Source organism: Armatimonadota bacterium, from assembly GCA_028871815.1.
GTDB lineage: Bacteria > Armatimonadota > Chthonomonadetes > Chthonomonadales > Chthonomonadaceae > REEB205.
Map to the genome: position 1 here is coordinate 337,517 of JAGWMJ010000003.1, position 17,286 is coordinate 354,802.

Genomic DNA, 17,286 nt, shown 5'->3' on the forward strand with positions numbered 1-17,286 from the left:
ACCTATGCTGAGCGAACCACCAGGCAGCGATACGGGTTCCCGCCTGCTTCAGCAGGTTCTGGCGCTTGCCGCGCTCCTGAACGACTGTCAAGATCTACAGAGCGTGCTCGATGCCGCAATCGTAGCGGCTGCTGAGACTGCCGGCGCTGAACGCGGCTTTGTACTCATTCTGGATCCTGCCACGCGGCGCGTTGAAAGCTTTGCCACACACAATATCGCCCGCGAGACACTCACCAGCTCGCTGTCACAACCCGACGGCGACAACCCCGCCGAAATCAGCCGATACTCGGTCGACACCGTTCTTGAGAGCCTCCAGCCGCTTATCGCCACGAATGCATTCGAAGATCCCACGCTTGGCGCCAGAGAGAGCATCCGGCTCGGGCATCTACGCTCTGTGCTCTCGGTGCCCCTGATTCTCCGCGGCACGCTCCTGGGGGTGATCTACCTCGATAGCCGTATCCAGAGTACGGTGTTCTCGGCCGACCAAAGCACGGCGCTTGCGGCGGTGGCCAATCAGGTTGCTATCTCTACGCACAACGCTCGCCTGCAGCAGGAACTGCGCCGGCAATCCGACGAGCGGCTGCGCCTGCAGGATGAGCTTCATCAACATGAAACCCGGAGGATGGCTCTGGAACAGGCCAACCAGCTCAAGTCAGATTTTGTCGCCTTCCTGGCGCACGAACTTCGGAATCCGCTCACCGCGATTCACGGCGCGGCAGACACGCTGCGAACCCTCGACCCGGCCGAGTCCAACCGGCGGGAGTGGTACGACACCATTGCCGTGGAGAGTGGTCGGATCCAGGAAACCATCGAAGAGTTGCTGGATGAGGCTCGGCTGGATGCTGGAAAGGACCTGGCAATCCGGCGTGTGCCGGTTCACATTCGTGACATCGTGGCCGAACAGATCACGCGCAGGCGACACGACAAGGCATATACCGCCGGCCATACGCTTCAGGTGGACATCGACCCGGAAACCCCCGAAGAGATTCAGAGCGACCCCGAGAAGCTCCACCATATCCTTGGAAACCTGATAGCAAACGCCATCAAATACTCCCCCGGTGGCGGCGCTGTCAAGATCGAGGTCGCACCGGTACCCCCCAACATGCTGCGGTTAGCGGTCTCGGACCACGGTCTGGGCATAGCCGCCGACAAGATGGAGCGGCTCTTCTGCAAATACGATCGTCTCGATCGCGAGTCAATCCAGCATATTCCGGGAACGGGTCTTGGGCTCTACTTCACGCGCCAGTTGGTGGATCTTATGGGCGGCTCCGTAGATTGTGAAAGCGAAGAAGGGCGTGGATCCACGTTCACGGTGCGGCTGCCCATCGACGCGTCCCCGTGACCCGCATGCGGCTTGCGGATGACCACGCTGCAGGTAGCCTACCGTTTCACGAGTCGGCAGGCTCGTCAGGGCTCGCGGCACGCTGCCTGTTGGCGCTGGCAACTCGCCGGACGCGCAGCGGTCGTGGTGCCAGACGCCGATTGGACGAAGTGGGATCCCACGTGGAGCTGCGTACCTCGGATGGGATTCGCATTTCGGGCTGGTTAAGGCGGCGCGATGGTTCGGCGCCGGTCTGCCTCATTGCCTGTCATGGATATCGCGGCTCCAGTTTGCAGTCGCTGCCGTGGTTCCAACTCGCTGAGCGGCTGGGCTGTTCGTGCCTTGCGTTTGACTTCCGCGCGCACGACCACAGCGGCGGCGGCTTCACCACCTGCGGCGCCAAGGAAATACTCGACCTCGCTGCAGCCGTGGATTACGTCTCATCGGAGCCTCGACGCCTCGGCCGGATCGTTGTCTGCGGGCTCTCCATGGGCGCCTCGACCGGGATCCGGCTGGCTGCGCAAGATCCACGGATCAAAGCGGTAATCGCAGAGTCGCCCTATCTCACACTGGAGCACGCCACCCACGCCTGGTGCCGCGCCACAGCCGGCCCGTTTGGCCCACTCCTTTCCGAAGCGATGTGCCGCGCGGCAAAGGCACGTTGGAATGTGGAACCGGCCGAGGTGTCGCCAATGCGCGCAGCCGCTGCGCTGGTGGACACCCCGCTGCTGGTACTGGCGGCCGGACGTGACAAACTGGCGCCACCGGAGAGTGTTCGCAAAATCGCGGAGGCCGCCCCACTCGGCCAGCTGGTGGTACTGAAGCGCGCCATGCACGCCGCGTGCTGGGCAACCGACGGCGCGACTGTCGCCACGGTTGCGGAGGCGTTCATCCGGCGGGTGACAACCCCGATGCAGGTCGCACCGAAACCGGACATTTAGGTGTACAATTTCATAGGATGCCGCCGTTGAGCGGCACGTTTTGCGAAGAGGTTTTCGAAGAGGAGGAGTGATCCGGTGGCTAAGAAAGTCCGCCTGGGCGTAATCGGAACCGGAGGTATCGCCAATGGCGCCCACCTTCCCGGCTACAGCCAGATACCCGACGAGTGTGAGATATATGCACTGTGTGATATCGATGCCAAGGCATTGAACACTACAGCCGATAAGTACTCTGTTACACGCCGATTTGACGACTTCAATGACCTGCTAAAGCTCGACGAAATCGATGCCGTTTCCGTTTGTACGCCCAATTACGTTCACTACTCGGCCACAATGGCTGCTCTAAAGGCCGGCAAACATGTGTTGTGTGAAAAGCCGATAGCCATGAACGCTGTTGAGGCGGCCGAGATGGTTGCAACTGCGCGCGCCAACGATCGCATCCTGCAGATCGGCTATAACTCGCGATTTGCGCCCAAGAATCAGGTGCTCAAGCAGTTTATCGAAGCTGGGGAGCTCGGCGAAATCTACTACGCCCGCGCACAGGCGATGCGCGTTCGTGGTATTCCTGGCTGGGGCGTCTTCATCGACAAGGCCAAGCAGGGCGGCGGGCCGCTCATCGACATCGGCGTTCACATCCTGGACCTCACCCTCTGGTTGATGGGCCACCCGGAGCCGACGTTCGCCAGCGGCGTGACCTACCAGAAATTCGGAAAGCGCGGAGACGTGGTCGGCTTTATGGGTCAGTGGGACTATAAGAACTTCACGGTCGAAGATATGGCTGCAGGTCTCATCCGCTTTGCAAACGGAGCAACGGTGGTTCTCGAGTCGAGCTTCGTGGCCAACATCAAGGACGAGATCAACAACACCACCCTCCTGGGCACCGCGGGTGGCGCCCAGGCGTATCCGCTCACGATTACGCAGGAGCGGCACCGCAGCGTATTCAGCTTTGAACCACATGTGCCGGACGCGCACATCAACACCTACCACGCCGAGATGAAATCCTTCGTCGAGTGCGTTAAGCACAAGAAGAGCCCGTTGGTTACGGGTGAGCATGGCCTTATGGTTGCCCGCATCATGGACGCCATATATGCCTCTAGTGATGCCGGGCACGAGGTGGCTGTCGCTCCGGCGGCAAAACCGGCCCGTACGAAGAAGTCAACGTCCCCCGCGCGGCCGTAACGGGTGCGGCCGCCGATCATGACCACTACAACGCGCCTCTGGAAGCGCCGCGCGCTTCCAGGGCCGCTCGATTCGGTATCGGGCTGCGCGGTATGTCGCGTCACGAAGTCGGCCACCTGATTTGACGGCTTCGGATGCTACTTCACGCGACGGGCAGGCCGTACCCCAGGTATCGCTGACCAAGCTGCTGACTGGTGTGGTCATAGTTGCCGGCTTTGCAGAGCTAGCCTATATCATCGTCAACCTGTCGGCAATGCCCGTCTATATCCGGGCGCTCGGACTGGGACGCTCCTGGGTTGGCATCGTTGGCACCGTCTATCTACTTACCGAGGCAAGCCTCAAATCGCCATTCGGCGTGCTGGGCGACCGGGTCGGACGGAAGTTCCTGATCCTGGCCGGACCCGTTATCTCAATCTTCACTGCGGCACTGACTCCATTTGTGGCCAACCCTTATGGGCTCGTGCTCCTCCGGATCGCCGATGGCATGGGCGCCGCCGCGCTCTGGCCATCGTGCTTCAGCGTAATTGGAGACTTTGTGCCTGAGGCCCGGCGCGGCGCGGCAATGAGCATGTTCAACCTTGCGTACATTATGGGTATTGCCCTTGGACCAGCCATAGGTGGCAATGTGGATGATTGGGCGCAGGTGCACTTTCACCTCTCGGCGGCCGCCAGCAAAAACGCGTCATTTTTCGTGGCTTCGGCGCTTTTTGCGGTCACGGCGATTGCCGTGCTGGCACTCATTCCGCGTCAGCCACACTACGGCTCCCGGCCGGCCGATGCCGGCGAGGCGGCATTCAGTCTTCGCGACTTCCGGACGATGCTTTCGCGCATACCTGCCAATCTCGCTCTCGCCTTCGTCACGTTCCTTGGTATCGGGCTGGTCATGCTGTATGTAAAGATCTATGCTATGGAGCCCGGCGGGCCATTTCATATGACCGAGCGCCTCTTCGGAAACCTCATGGTGGTACCCGCGCTCGTCATCGCATTGCTTTCCGTTCCGTTGGGCAGCCTCGGGGACCGTGTGGGGAAAGCCATCGCAGTCCGCTGCGGCGTTGGCCTGTGCGTGATCGCCTTCTGGTTGTTGATGCTTTTTCCGTCTCGCTATATGCTGGTGATTTGCGGGGCGGCGATCGGCCTCGGCTTTGTTGTGGCGTTTCCTGCCTGGATGGCAATCGTGAGCGCACTATGCCACGAGCGCCAGCGCGGCGCCGCGAATGGCGCGGTCGGTACGGCACAAGGATTGGGTGCGATTATTGGCGCTGCGGCCAGTGTGCCGCTCTATTCGCTCGGCGCCTTTCACGTCGGCCACCTGACAGTACCGGCGCATGTCGTCCCGTTTATTGGCTGCGGAGTGATCCTCACCGGCGCGTTTTTTATCGCCTTATTCGCTATACATGACCGTCCAGCAAGTCGACCCGTAACTTCGTAGGAGTGGTGGACAGCGCCACCACGGTACGGCTCGGTGGCAAGTTATTGCCGCGTCAACGCGGCTCGCTCAGTTCGCGAAACAGGAGCGCAGCGACTCCGCAATGTGCCGCAGCCCAAGTTCAGGATGTACGCGGTACCCATCAACCTCAGCCGTGACGGGGCCCGCATAACCGACTTCCCGCAGCGCACTGTTGACAGCCTGCCAGGGCACGTCGCCCTGCAGCGGGTTGCAAAACCCGCCGATATTCCCAATGCCTGTACGGAAGTCTTTGACATGCACCTTGCGGATTCGGCTACCGAGGATACGGATCCAATGCTGCGGATAACCATAAACCAGCACGTTACCGGCATCGAAATACGCGCCAACATGGTCGCTTCCTACCGCGTCCACAAAACCGGCAAACTCCAGCGGAGAAAGCAGGAACTTGTTCCACACATTCTCTACACCGATGTGAACTCCCAGCCGTTCGGCATCTGCCGCCAGTCGCTTTAGACCCTCCAGCGCGCGACTCCACGCCGCGTCGTATGAAACCTCCGGCGTAACTACTGCCGGCACGACGAGGATGGTATCCACACCCAACCAGGCCGCGGTTTCCAGCTGCCGCCGAATGACGTCTACTGCCCGCTCTCGGTCCGACTCGGTGCCGGCGCTGAGCGGGTACTTCCAGCCAAGTCCTGTCGATAGGCTCGATATCTCGATGCCGGCAGCTTTAGCCAGGGCCGGAAGTGCTCGAATCGAAGCCTCGCCAGAGGAGAGTGCAATCTCGCCATCCTCGGCAATATTGACCTCGATGGTGTCAAATCCCGCGGCCGCGGCCTCCTGAAAGCACCGAGACAACGGCCAGTCACCGGGCAGTGTCCAACGGTTCACGCCAATCTTCATACGTGCTCCTTATGGTTGGCCTGCGGGATTCGCTGAACGTCCGGCCGAAGGACTGGACGGAGGTAGCGGAGAACTGTGGCAGGCCGTTACAGTATCCCGTTCACGGCCCTTGCGGCAAAATCCTGTTTGGCAGGAGCAAATGATGACGAATGCTGCGCTGGTCGTTTGGGGCGGTTGGAGCGGACACGAGCCCGAGCAGGTTGCACAGATTCTTGGGTCGGAACTCAAGGATTCCGGATTTGTAGTCACTATCACCAACACTCTGGACGCGTATAAAGAGCTCAATGCGATCCCGAACCTGAAGCTCGTCGTCCCGATTTGGACTATGGGCACAATCCGTGGAGATCAGCTGGAGCCACTGCTGGAAGCCGTCAAAGGCGGTATCGGCATCGCCGGCTGCCATGGCGGCATGTGCGACTCATTTCGCGACGCAACGGAATACCAGTTTATGACCGGCGGTCAGTGGGTGGCGCACCCGGGCAACGATCAGGTGGAGTACACCGTGCGAATAACCGATCCGAACCACTTCGTCACAAGCGGCTCGACGGACTTTAAAGTGCGGTCGGAGCAATACTACTTACATGTGGATCCAGCGGTAAAAGTACAGGCCGTCACGCGGTTTCCAACGGTAGACGGGCCGCATGCGCCGAACGGCAACGTGGATATGCCCGTGGTTTGGACCAAATACTACGGGCAGGGCCGCGTATTCTACTGCTCGCTCGGCCACAGCGCAGCCACCGTAGCGCAACCTGAGGTTCTTGCCATCATGAAGCGCGGCATGATCTGGGCCGCCGGACAGGATGGATAGTGCACCGCGCCGGGATGCCGAAGGTGGGATTCGAACCCACACGGGGTTGCCCCCAATGGTTTTTGAGACCACCGCGTCTGCCATTCCGCCACTTCGGCGAGTGCGAACGCGAGTATACCCGACCTGGTAGCCGGCGGCGAGCGTGTAACGACCGAGTATAATGGCAGCATGAAGTTCGGCATCGAGGGCGCAAGCAAGCCGGAACGGCACGGCGTGTTGCAGCGCCTGGGATGGCGATCGCTCCCCGTTTGGGCGAAAACTGTTCTCTCAACGGGCGCAGCCGCGGTGATCGCATCAGGTGGCTGGTTTCTCAACGAGCATCGCACCATCGCCCTGAGTGATTTGGTCAGCCCCGTGTATTGGTACCACCGACTTTTAGGCCAGGACCTTTACGACGCAGCGACCGCCAGTCTGATGCACGGCAACCGCTCGCTGCACGAAGTTGCCCTGACCTTTGATGACGGCCCACACCGGGACAGCTGCCAAAGCATCCTCAACACGCTTCGCGCGAACCACATCCACGCTACGTTTTTCGACGTTGGCGAACGGATGGCGCAAAGCCCAAATCTTGTGCGAGAGACATTGGCGGATGGCAACGAGATTGGAGACCATACATTTACCCACCCGCGCCTCGTCAACGTTTCCAGGGCGCGACAGCACCTCGAGATTAACGACACCGACATCACCTACTACCGCATTACCGGGCAGCACCTGGCCCTGATACGACCGCCGGGAATGCGTTTCGATCCGCAAGTGCTGAGGTTGACGCACGCTATGGGTTACATTACGGTCGGCTATAACACCGACGCACATGACTACGACCCACGCTCTTCACCGGAATTCATTGCGCGGCGGACGCTCGACCGAGTCGAAAACGGCAGCATCATTCTGCTGCACGACTATCCACATCCAGCGGAAGCACTGCCGCGGATAGTGGCTAGCCTGAAGGCGCGCGGGTACACCTTCGTCACGATCAGTCAGATGCTGGCGCACTTGCCCCCCAAGCCGCGACGGGCTGCTCTGGCATTCCTGGCCGCACATGCCGACCCCGCAAAAGGCGCCGCGCCGGCAGTGCTTCGACTTGCACGTGCTGGTGGTTCCAGCGTGCCCCAAACCGGGAACATTACCGCCTCCACAAGCCGTATTCCCCGTTAGGAGGGATGTTCGTGAACTTCGCGCGCGTGGCCGTACCAAGTCGATATGTTGAGAGGTCGGCATTTGACCGTCTTGTGGACCGTTACCACCGTCAGGCATACAACGTAGCGTATCGTATGACGGGTAACCACGCAGACGCAGAAGATCTAACTCAGGAGTCCTTCCTCCGCGCATACCGGTTCTTCGACCGCTACGACCCTACCCTCCCGTTTGAAAACTGGCTGTACCGGATAATGTCGCGCGTTCTGGTTGACGAGATTCGCAAGCGCCCCAAGGCGCCGCACCAATCGTTGTATCAACGCACGTCGAATGGCGACACAGTGTGCCTGGAGATTGAGGATACACAACCCAATCCCGAGCAGCAGTTGCTTTCCGAGGCACTGGATGAGTATCTGCAGGAAGCGCTCAATACACTGCCCCACGACTTTCGTGTCGCCGTTATACTTGCCGATGTTGAGGGGCTGTCGTACGAGGAGATCGCTGAGGCTACTGGGTCCTCGGCAGGCACGGTGCGGTCACGACTGCACCGTGGGCGCAAACTGCTCCGACAGCGGATCCATGCCGCGGCGCCTGATCGTGGCTTGGCCGAGGGAGTCACAGCATCGTGAATTGCCGAAAGGTACGAGCCTATCTCTCGGCATACATCGACGCGGAACTGCGCGGGCACGAACATCAGCTCGTCGGCGCGCACCTGCGCACCTGCAGCAGTTGCCGGGAAGAGTACGAGAGACTTCTGCAGGTCAAGCGCTTGCTCGGCCGCATGCCTGTCCGCGATTGTGCGCCCGACCTGGCATCGCGAATCAGCCAATACGCCAGGGTGCGTACGCCGCTTCTACATCCGGGGTTTGGCGAAATGCTTACGGATCGCTCCATCGCCTTGCTGAAGATGGCAGGAGCGGGCGCCGCGTTGACTTTGGCTGCATTGCTCTGGTGGCATAACGTGGGTGCGGCCCAATCGCAGCGAATTGTCTTTCAGCAGGGTGGCACCGTGATGTACGACCTTCCTGCTCCAGCTCGTTCCGAGTCCGACCTGACCGGTCCAGGCATGGATGTCAGCCTGCTCGAACTTGGCCCTCCGATGGCCGATATGCCGAACTCCGTGCCCTCCACCGGCGCAGACACGCCGTGGGCGACCGATGAAATCCCAATAGCAACACAGCCGGCGAGCCGCCACCGTCACTCGACGATTGTGTGGAAGAGAATTGCCCCGGGCCACTGATACGGCATTCCCTCTCTGGCTGCTACAATCTGATCGGGCTGCCGCTCGTTGCCGCCACCGCACGTCCCGAGGAACATGCCCGGTTGACGGCTATGGGGCCGGCGTGAGCTGGGAATTAGACTGCCGCCCGCGAGACATGCCGGAGTAGAGGATTAGCGCTATGCCGCTTTTTGGGACCTTCCGCGCTTCACGCTTGTTGTCGCGAGCCTTCACGGCCGCCGTGGTTTCGTGCCTTCTGTGCGGCGCCGGCAGTGCGCACGTCAACGCACAGGTGGCGCCCACATCGCCGCCTACAGCCGCGCTCGCCACCCTCCAGAAAGGCTTCGAAAGTGTTGCTGCGCAGTTAGAGCCGGCCGTTGTAACCATAAACACAACGCGCACTCTACCGTCGCGCATGCTGAACAGTTCCCAACATGCACGCATCTTTGATGCAACGCCGGGATCGCGGATTGCAGGTTCCGGCTCCGGCGTCATCATCTCACCGGATGGCTGGGTGCTGACCAATGAACACGTGGTCGGCGGCGCTGATCACGTGGTCGTAAAGCTGCATGACGGTCGTGAGTTTACCGGCGCCGTATATGCCGATTATCGCAGCGACCTGGCGCTGATCAAGATCTCCGCATCTCAACCCTTTGCGGCCGCTCGCCTCGGCGACTCGCAAAGCTGCCAGGTCGGACAATGGGCGATCGCCATCGGGAGTCCATATCGATTTGAGGGATCGCTCTCGGTGGGAGTCATCAGCAGCCTGCACCGATCGCAACAGATTGACGATCTGGATGCCGGCGGAGCCATGCGTTACTATCCCGACCTGCTGCAAACCGACGCGGCAATCAACCCGGGCAACTCAGGCGGTCCGCTATGCAACATCGCCGGCGAGGTTGTTGGAATCAATACGGCGATTGAGACCAACGGTTCGGGCGGTGTCGGCATCGGATTTGCGATACCAATCAATAGCGCGAAATGGGTGGTTCAGCAACTGGAATCGGATGGGCATGTGGCGTATGGCTACCTGGGCATTAATCCAACGAGCCTCTCGCCAGCAGACATTACTGCCCTCCATGTTAGCCAGGGCGCACTTGTCGAGGAGTCGCCGCAGCGCGGCAGCCCGGCAGCAGACGCCGGGCTTCAGGTTGGCGACGTGATTACGGCAATGGGCGGGCGCCCGATCCTGAACGAGCGACAGCTGCGCCAGGTTGTGGCACAGACCCTTCCCGGCACGCACGTAGCTATTGAGTGCGTGCGAGATGGGAAGCGGCTAACGCTGCACACAACACTCACGTCGGCTCCGGAGGCACAGCCCACTGCAAACGGCAACCACAAGCTGCCGGCCAGGCTCGGTATCGACGTGGCGCCCCTGACGCACGACGTTGCAACACACCTTGGCCTTGCGCCATCCACGCGGGGAGTCGTGATTATGTCGGTTGACAGCGACTCTGCCTCGGCTGCATACGACGCGATTGCCGCCGGCAACGTCATCGTGCGCGTTAACGATAGCGCAACGCCGGATGTAGCCTCGTATTTGGCGGCAACATCCGGAATTCGTCCGGGTTCAGTGGTCCGAATCTACTGCTGGCTGCACCTGCCCGGCGCAAATGCACCGGTAGAGCGCTTCTTAGCTATACCGCTCACCTGACCTCATCGGCTCTCTAGTGAGGTGGATTGGCTGGTGGCGGAGCGGTGGGATGAGCACTCGATGCCACGATGACGTGCACAACGGTACTCGACGAGATTTGTATCCCGTGCCACGTCACAACAGCCGACACCGGGTAGTCACCGGGAGGCGTATCGGAGCGGACGTTGAACTGATACCGGACGACGCGTTGAGCATCGGCCCGATCTACATGGACCGATCGTTTCGCCCCGCCCTGCAGTATCCATCCGGACGGAAATCCCGTCAGCTGCACGTTACCGGTCATACCGTTAGGCACCGCGCTGAAGACGCTGACATCCACATTTGCCCGGGACGGGCCGTTGACGACCACGGTCGCCGGGTTTGCACTCATTTGGACCTGGAGCGGTTGGACAACTGAGAACGCCGCATCCGTGTGCAGCTGGCGTCCTTTGCCCATATCCACCGTAACGTCCAGCGTGTAACTACCCACGGCAAGGTTCGGCGGGAGCACAGTGTTGTAGGGCAGCTTGAGCTTTTTCAGGCCCGGCAGCGATGGAACGGTAACTTCGCGCAGGGTATTCACGGCATTCACCGAAAGGCCCCGGCCGGTGAACTCCACCGTGTTAATGTCCATCGGGATATCGGTTTGGTTATCCAGTTCCAGGGTAGCGAACAGCCGTTCGCCGGCGATACACTTGTAATCCGACAAACTTAAGCGTGATAGCACACCGGCAACCTCGGAAGTGCGCGTATCGACCAGGTTTGCATCCAGCAACAGGTGAGGATCATAAGGTTGCGTCGGCGGATACGCCGAGGCCGGAGCTGGAGGCAGAAACTCGGCGCGAAGCGAGATGGTTGCGCCCGGGCGCAGAACCAGGCTGGCCGTGTTTTTTGGGATCGCCAACTCGATAACCTGTGTACCGTTGTCAACTTTACCGGCCACCTGGATGGTTTTCGGATCGACAGCGGTCAGGTTCCACGCCGGTACGTCTTTGTTGGTGGCGGCATCCAGTAACCGTGTGGTAACGGTCGGAGGCGCTGAGTTGGATACGTCGCTGACGAGAAGCTCCAGATTGTTCGCACCGTGCAGCCATCCGTCACCGCCCGTGTCCACATCGATCAGTACCGTTGATGGCTGGTTGGTTTTGGCGGCCAGGTACAGGTAGTTATCGTCCCAATTACAGTAGAATGTGCCCTGAATTGGCCCATCGTCGATGGTGTAAAAGGGATCCCACTCGCCGTCCTCCAAAACGCCATCAATCTGGACCGTGCGTCGAAGCCGCTGTGGGTCGGTTGGATAGCGCGGGCGTGTTCGAAAGTCGATTCCGCCACCCGGTGGCGGCGGCTGCACAGCGACGCCGGTTTGCCCGGCCGCAGGCGGCGTGCCGCCCGCCTGGCCGCGTGCCTGAGCATACGTGACAGCCAAAAGGACGGACGCCATGAGGACGCCCCAATGCCGGCCAGCTGAGTTGGTAAGTTTGGCGCGCACGTACAGGTCCTCCATCGACAATCGGTGCCTGAATCTATCACCTAACGAGGTGGCATGTCAACAACCGTCCGTCCAATTGCCGCCGGGCTCGCCAAGGCAGCTGACACGCACACCCACTTTGCGTAGAGCGGAGCGGACCGCACGCTCGATACGGTCTGCGGTTTGCGTTCCCATCGACATGCTCTGCTCGTATTGGTAGAGCGGATTCTGGAACTGCGCAGGCGTGAGGATGTAGCCTAATTCGTCGTTGCCCAACGACATCAGGAACGGAGTGAAGTCGTTCAGGGCAAGTCGCAGCCGCTTGCCAATTGCCGGTACAGGCTCTCCAGGCATGGTGATAAAGACGGCGGATCCCAGTCGAAACGCCGCGACCGAAGACGTTACATAGCCGGCAGCCCGGCGGCTGCCTCTGAGTACGCCGGACCGCCTCAAGAGGTCGAATCTGCGATTCTCTACGGGGACGCGCGTGCGGACATCGGCTGTGGCCAATTGGCCCGGACCCACTGAGGGTGCTACCGTAATCAACTGTACCGCAGCACGGCCTAATCGCCCTCCTATGGCCGCTGCCGCTGCCCAGTTTTCGCCAGGGGGTGACGCCGACTCGTCGTAGGCCGCAGTCACCATACCTCCAAGCGCGCCATTCACGAACAGACAGACTCCACCGATACGGGACTCCACCGCTTGACGAAGATTATGTGGAAAGTCCGGCGTCAGGAGCCTGTTGTTCAGGATCTCGGGGTGGCAGCCGAAATTGACAACGCTGGCTATCGGTTCTCCCCCGTGCGTCTGCAGAGCACAAACCGCTATCACGCGGTCCAACTCGCCGGCGTCACGGATGTTGACGCTGACGTCTGGCGCGTTGCCGCAAGACGCGACGGCCCGGGCTGGTTGGAGAGTTTGAACTGTGTCGCGTACGAGTCTCTCCATATCGAGGAGGATCGTTCGCATCCAGGCTGGACTAACTCCGCTGACCTCCGGCGTTGCGCCCCACAAGCCGATCGTGTCGGGACCCGAGTGCGTATGTGTGGCACAGAGCACAAGACTCCCTGGTGCGACCACATCGTGCACGAGCCGCCGAAGCCGCTGGCCAAAGTACCATGGCAAACCGATAACGTCGGCAACCACCAGCACTACGGTCACGCCGGCTTGTCGAAGTGCCAGGCATCTGGCCGTCAACCGATGGCGCACTCCGCAACTACGGCGATTTCCGGCGTAGCCCGCCATCCAGCACGGGTCGTTCGGGGTAATATCCACGGTGCTGGCTGAGGCAAGAAGTTGGTCGGTGGCCAAAATATGCTCCTGTCGGTATTGTTGGTGAAACAGCAGTTGACGGCTTTAACGGAGTGCGCTACCCGATATAAGCGCGTCCGCAGTGACCAGCCGGGAGCATCGGATTGCTAACTGATGAGCAAGTTCGTCGGATATTCCTGGATGCCGGCGCGTACCGCAAGGGCCATTTCCGCCTTACATCCGGGCGTCACAGTGATGAGTACTGGGAGAAGTTTCAGGTACTGCAGTTTCCGTCGGCCGTCCAGACATTATGTGGTGATATTGCCGGACGGTGGAGCGGAAAGGGTGTAACGGTTGTTTTGGGCCCAACAACCGGTGGGATTCTGCTGGCCCTGGAGACAGCGCGCCAGTTGGGAGTGCGCGCGCTCTATGCGGAAGCGGAGCATGGCAGGCGCGTCCTTCGGCGCGGACTGAAACTTGGGCCACAGGAGCACGTCCTTGTGGTTGACGACGTTCTCACGATGGGCGGGTCCGCCGCGGAATGCGTTCAACTCGTGGAAGAGCACGGCGCCGAGCTGGCGGGCATTGCAGTGCTCATCGATCGCAGCAGCGGCGCCAGGCTACCGTTCGCTACAAAGCCGGATGCGCTTTTACGCGTTGATGCGCATTCGTGGACGCCGGAAACGTGCCCGATGTGTGCGGATGGAAAGCCGATCGACGAGCCAGGCAGCCGATCTCTCTAATCGACGCTGTGACGGCGGAACACCACCAGCACCTTACACGGCTTGCGTAATCCAGCGGTCCAGCCGGCCGGAGGCAGGATGGACCGCTGGACGGCATTACTTGCGCATCTTGATCTTACGGCGAGCCCGAAGGAGCCGCACCCGGAGTGGTCGGGTACTTCTGCGGCGTGCCCTTCGTTTGCGACTCAGGTGGCAGGCTCAGTTTGTAAACGGTGCCGGGCTGGCCAGGATGCAGCGACTTCAGTTCCGGAACCTGCTTGATCATGCCGGCAGCATTGTCCTTGGTCATCTGGCGAGCTTCTTCAACTCCTTGCACCACATGCGGCGTCATGAAGATCAGGAGCTCTGTCTTGGTATGGTTGGTGTCCTTGCTCCGGAAGAACTGGCCAATAAGCGGTAAATCCGACAACAGCGGGATCTTGTCGATGTTCACCTGCTTCTCGTCCTTCATAAGGCCGCCAATTACCACCGTTTCTCCGTCCTGAACGGTCACGTCGGTATCTGCGTAACGGTCATTGAACAGCGGCTCCAGCAGCGCTGAGCTACCCGTGCCAACCGTCTGGTAACCGAGTAGGTCGCTCGACTCGGCTACAACGGCGATGGTTACCTGGCCCTCTCGCGTGATCCTCGGCGTGACGTTCAGCAGGAAGCCAATGTTCTGGAAGGCAACACTGGTGCTAACGGCAGTAGTGAGTCCGCTGGCCGTGGTACCTGTGGCGTACGGTACCTCCTCGGTTATGTCGAACTCGGCCTGTTGGTTGTTGCTGGTAAATACGCGCGGAGTGGCGAGGACCTTCACATTGGAATCGGTGGCCAGCGCCTGCAGCACGGCCTGGTAACTCGTATTGCCCAGTACAAACTGCGTGCCGGTCTGCGTGGGGTCAATCGAGGTGCCGCCAGTACCACCGGTTCCAGGTGCGAAGCCGGTCGCCGGTAGTGCGATCTGGCCCTGCCCGCTCGTCGCGCCCTTGAACAGATGCTCAAGGATGCCGGTCAATGAGAAACCAAGTTTCTCATCCTTTGCAAGCGTGACTTCCGCGACAACCACCTGAATCATCACCTGGCTGGGTACCACATCCAGCTCGTCGATGATCTTCTTGACCGCTTCAAAGTTGGCCGGCGCCGTCGTCACGATCACGGCGTCGCCATTTGGCGAAGGCTGTACATACACGTTGCCTTGCAGCTGCAGAAGGTTGGCGTACTCGCCGGCAACACCACGACCATATTGCGGCCCCTGCTGCTGCTGCCCGCCGAAACCGAATCCACGACCGAAGCCGCCGAAGAATTGACGACTTGGCGCCCCGGCAGCAGTTGGATCACCCGCCGTGGAGGAGGTGTCTCCACCGTTGTTGCCAAGCAGTGGCATTGGACCGGTTGGCACAAAGCCCTGTTGCGTCATTACACCGGGTATGCCCTGTCCGGCGCCACCCGATTGCCCCGCAGCTCCTGGGGCCGGTGGTGGCGGCTGCGGTCCGTGTATCACGGCGCTCCGGCCGCCCAGTGTGTTGTTGGATCCGCCCAGCGCTCGGTTGATCGGCGTACGGGCTCCCGAACTGCTGCTCGTGGAGCTCGAGTTGCCGCCAAAGAAGCCAAACAGGCCGTTGTTCTGGTTGTTCTGGTAGGTTTGGAATACCTGGCCGAGCGCATAGGCAACATCCGAGGCCTGGGCATTCTTCAGCGGCACCACAAATGTTGTGCTCTCAACCGGCACATTCACATCCAGTTGATCGATCAGTTGGGTGATACGCGCCATGCGGTCGGGCGACGCCGTGATGATAAGCGAATTGGTACGCTCGTCCGGGACGACCTTACCAAATGGGTCGCTGCTTTGGACCTGGCCCGCCTGGTTTTGTTGATTCTGCTGGTTGAAAAAAGCAAATCGACCGCCGAACGCCCGGTTTTGAAACGACGATCCCGTGTTAGTCGTTTCGGTGCCATGGAGGTCCGAAAGCACCTGATTCACGAGGTCGCTGACTTTGTCGGCGTCGGCGAAACGAATCTTGACGATTTTTGTCGCCAGTGAATTCGTGTCGTTGCTGTCTAGCTTCGAGATGATCGTATCTGCGATCTGCTCCTGCGTGCCGGGCGGCGCGATCACGATCACCGAGTTGGTACGCGTGTCTGGAACGGCATTCACCTGGCTGCTGCCGGCGGCTTTCGGTGCGTTCGGCGGCTGCGGGCCACCTCGCACGAAGGGATTCCCACCAGGTTGCGGAGCGGTTGGCGCCGCGCCACCACCATATATCTTGTTGATGAGGTCGGCGACCTCACCCGCCTCTGCGCGCCGAAGCGGATAGATTTTCATCTCCGAATTTGCCGACGCCGTGTCCAGCGCTGCGACGAGATGGATAAACCGCTCCACGTTGCTTGCGGTATCGGTCAGAATGAGAGCATTGGTCCCAGCGCTGCCGATGAGGCTTGCCCCCTTGTTGATCAGCGGCTGCAGGTCCTTTGCCATCTGGTCGGCGCTGACGTTTTGCAGCGGCAAAACCTGCGTCATGACCTGGTCGCCGGGATCGATCGCCTTGACACCCGTAGCGGTGCCGCCCTTATTGAGCAGCGTGGTGCTGCCTACTGCACGATCGAGCGGAACAATGGATATCACGTTCCCGTTGGTCTGCGCGGTGAACCCGCGGACAGCCAGCACCGACTGGAGTATCTGGAACGCTTGCGCCAGCGTAACCGGCGTTGGGTTGATAATGGTTACCTGGCCGGATAGACTGGGATCTGGTGTGACCGTTTTGCCAGAGGCCATCGCGTAGAATCGGAGAACGTTATCGATATCGGCGCCGTGAAAATCGAACGTGAACGGCGCCGTGGAGCTAACGGTTGTGCCGGCTTGGCCACCGGAACCGGGCAGCGCCTGTATCACCAACCTGCCACCGCCCCCTCCGCCGCCGAAATACTTGCTGTAATCCGGTATGGCTCCCTTTCCACCACGAGCCCTGACTGACCGCTTGACGCCGTTCGCCGGTTTCTTCTTCGCTGGTTTCGGAGTCGCGTGCTTCTGCTTCGCTGTCGCCGTCTTGGCCGTCTTGACGCCGGCTTGGACGGACTTGCCCGGTGCGACGTTGGATGAGGTCGCCACACCAGTTTGTCCAAGCGCGGGCAGGCACACGACGGTCACCAAAACCGACGCTATTACCCACAACCTGATCGACGGCGACCCATTTCGGTCCCGCAATTCGTTCCAACCATTACCGTTACGCAAGTCCGTCTCCCTGTACGCAGTCGCGTTGTCTGCACTGCCTGAAAGCGAATACCGCAGTGTGGCCGCGAAC

14 protein-coding genes and 1 tRNA gene are annotated in these 17,286 nt (G+C 60.5%); 10 read left to right on the plus strand and 5 right to left on the minus strand.

What is annotated here, in order from left to right:
• The first annotated feature begins 4 nt into the window (after window positions 1-4).
• The 4 genes from KGJ62_05935 (at window position 5) to KGJ62_05950 (ending at window position 4,867) form a co-directional block, all read left to right on the plus strand.
• Window positions 5-1,342 carry a GAF domain-containing sensor histidine kinase gene (locus tag KGJ62_05935; GenBank protein MDE2126111.1) on the plus strand — a complete coding sequence of 446 codons (1,338 nt, stop codon included), beginning with the start codon at window positions 5-7 and terminating at the stop codon, window positions 1,340-1,342.
• A 161-nt stretch (window positions 1,343-1,503) separates the two neighbouring features.
• Window positions 1,504-2,262 (plus strand): alpha/beta fold hydrolase, encoded by a 759-nt coding sequence (locus KGJ62_05940; protein ID MDE2126112.1) that lies wholly within the window; start codon window positions 1,504-1,506, stop codon window positions 2,260-2,262.
• A 75-nt stretch (window positions 2,263-2,337) separates the two neighbouring features.
• The gene (locus tag KGJ62_05945; GenBank protein ID MDE2126113.1) at window positions 2,338-3,438 is read left to right on the plus strand and encodes a Gfo/Idh/MocA family oxidoreductase; all 1,101 of its coding nucleotides are present in this window, start codon (window positions 2,338-2,340) and stop codon (window positions 3,436-3,438) included.
• Window positions 3,439-3,559: 121 nt separating this feature from the next.
• Complete coding sequence (locus KGJ62_05950; protein MDE2126114.1) at window positions 3,560-4,867, plus strand: MFS transporter; 1,308 nt, start codon at window positions 3,560-3,562, stop codon at window positions 4,865-4,867.
• Window positions 4,868-4,933: 66 nt separating this feature from the next.
• On the opposite strand, the gene KGJ62_05955 is transcribed toward KGJ62_05950, so the two are convergent.
• Window positions 4,934-5,749 (minus strand): sugar phosphate isomerase/epimerase, encoded by an 816-nt coding sequence (locus KGJ62_05955; protein ID MDE2126115.1) that lies wholly within the window; start codon window positions 5,747-5,749, stop codon window positions 4,934-4,936.
• 142 nt (window positions 5,750-5,891) lie between these two features.
• On the opposite strand from KGJ62_05955, the gene KGJ62_05960 reads away from it, so the two are divergent.
• The gene (locus KGJ62_05960) at window positions 5,892-6,557 is read left to right on the plus strand and encodes a ThuA domain-containing protein (protein ID MDE2126116.1); all 666 of its coding nucleotides are present in this window, start codon (window positions 5,892-5,894) and stop codon (window positions 6,555-6,557) included.
• A 15-nt stretch (window positions 6,558-6,572) separates the two neighbouring features.
• Here the strand turns inward: KGJ62_05960 and KGJ62_05965 are convergent.
• Window positions 6,573-6,655 (minus strand) — tRNA-Leu (locus KGJ62_05965).
• Between the two features lie 70 nt (window positions 6,656-6,725).
• Here KGJ62_05965 and KGJ62_05970 point away from each other — a divergent pair.
• The 4 genes from KGJ62_05970 (at window position 6,726) to KGJ62_05985 (ending at window position 10,564) form a co-directional block, all read left to right on the plus strand.
• Window positions 6,726-7,712 (plus strand): polysaccharide deacetylase family protein, encoded by a 987-nt coding sequence (locus KGJ62_05970; protein ID MDE2126117.1) that lies wholly within the window; start codon window positions 6,726-6,728, stop codon window positions 7,710-7,712.
• A 5-nt stretch (window positions 7,713-7,717) separates the two neighbouring features.
• Window positions 7,718-8,320 (plus strand): sigma-70 family RNA polymerase sigma factor, encoded by a 603-nt coding sequence (locus KGJ62_05975; protein ID MDE2126118.1) that lies wholly within the window; start codon window positions 7,718-7,720, stop codon window positions 8,318-8,320.
• On the plus strand, window positions 8,317-8,931 hold the full coding sequence (locus tag KGJ62_05980; GenBank protein MDE2126119.1) for a zf-HC2 domain-containing protein: 615 nt from the start codon (window positions 8,317-8,319) through the stop codon (window positions 8,929-8,931). The genes KGJ62_05975 and KGJ62_05980 overlap by 4 nt, the downstream gene beginning before the upstream one ends.
• Window positions 8,932-9,091: 160 nt before the next feature.
• Entirely contained in the window at window positions 9,092-10,564 is a 1,473-nt protein-coding gene (locus tag KGJ62_05985; protein MDE2126120.1) for a trypsin-like peptidase domain-containing protein, read from the plus strand.
• 13 nt (window positions 10,565-10,577) lie between these two features.
• Here KGJ62_05985 and KGJ62_05990 read toward each other — a convergent pair whose 3' ends face one another.
• Both KGJ62_05990 and KGJ62_05995 read right to left on the minus strand, forming a co-directional pair.
• Window positions 10,578-12,047: a hypothetical protein gene (locus tag KGJ62_05990; protein MDE2126121.1), complete on the minus strand. Its 1,470-nt coding sequence runs from the start codon at window positions 12,045-12,047 to the stop codon at window positions 10,578-10,580.
• A gap of 42 nt (window positions 12,048-12,089) precedes the next feature.
• Window positions 12,090-13,322, minus strand: a complete 1,233-nt coding sequence (locus tag KGJ62_05995) for a hypothetical protein (GenBank protein ID MDE2126122.1) — start codon at window positions 13,320-13,322, stop codon at window positions 12,090-12,092.
• A 98-nt stretch (window positions 13,323-13,420) separates the two neighbouring features.
• On the opposite strand from KGJ62_05995, the gene pyrE reads away from it, so the two are divergent.
• Window positions 13,421-14,005 carry an orotate phosphoribosyltransferase gene (gene pyrE / locus KGJ62_06000; protein MDE2126123.1) on the plus strand — a complete coding sequence of 195 codons (585 nt, stop codon included), beginning with the start codon at window positions 13,421-13,423 and terminating at the stop codon, window positions 14,003-14,005.
• 115 nt (window positions 14,006-14,120) lie between these two features.
• Here pyrE and KGJ62_06005 read toward each other — a convergent pair whose 3' ends face one another.
• Window positions 14,121-17,216, minus strand: a complete 3,096-nt coding sequence (locus KGJ62_06005) for a hypothetical protein (GenBank protein ID MDE2126124.1) — start codon at window positions 17,214-17,216, stop codon at window positions 14,121-14,123.
• Window positions 17,217-17,286: the final 70 nt, after the last annotated feature.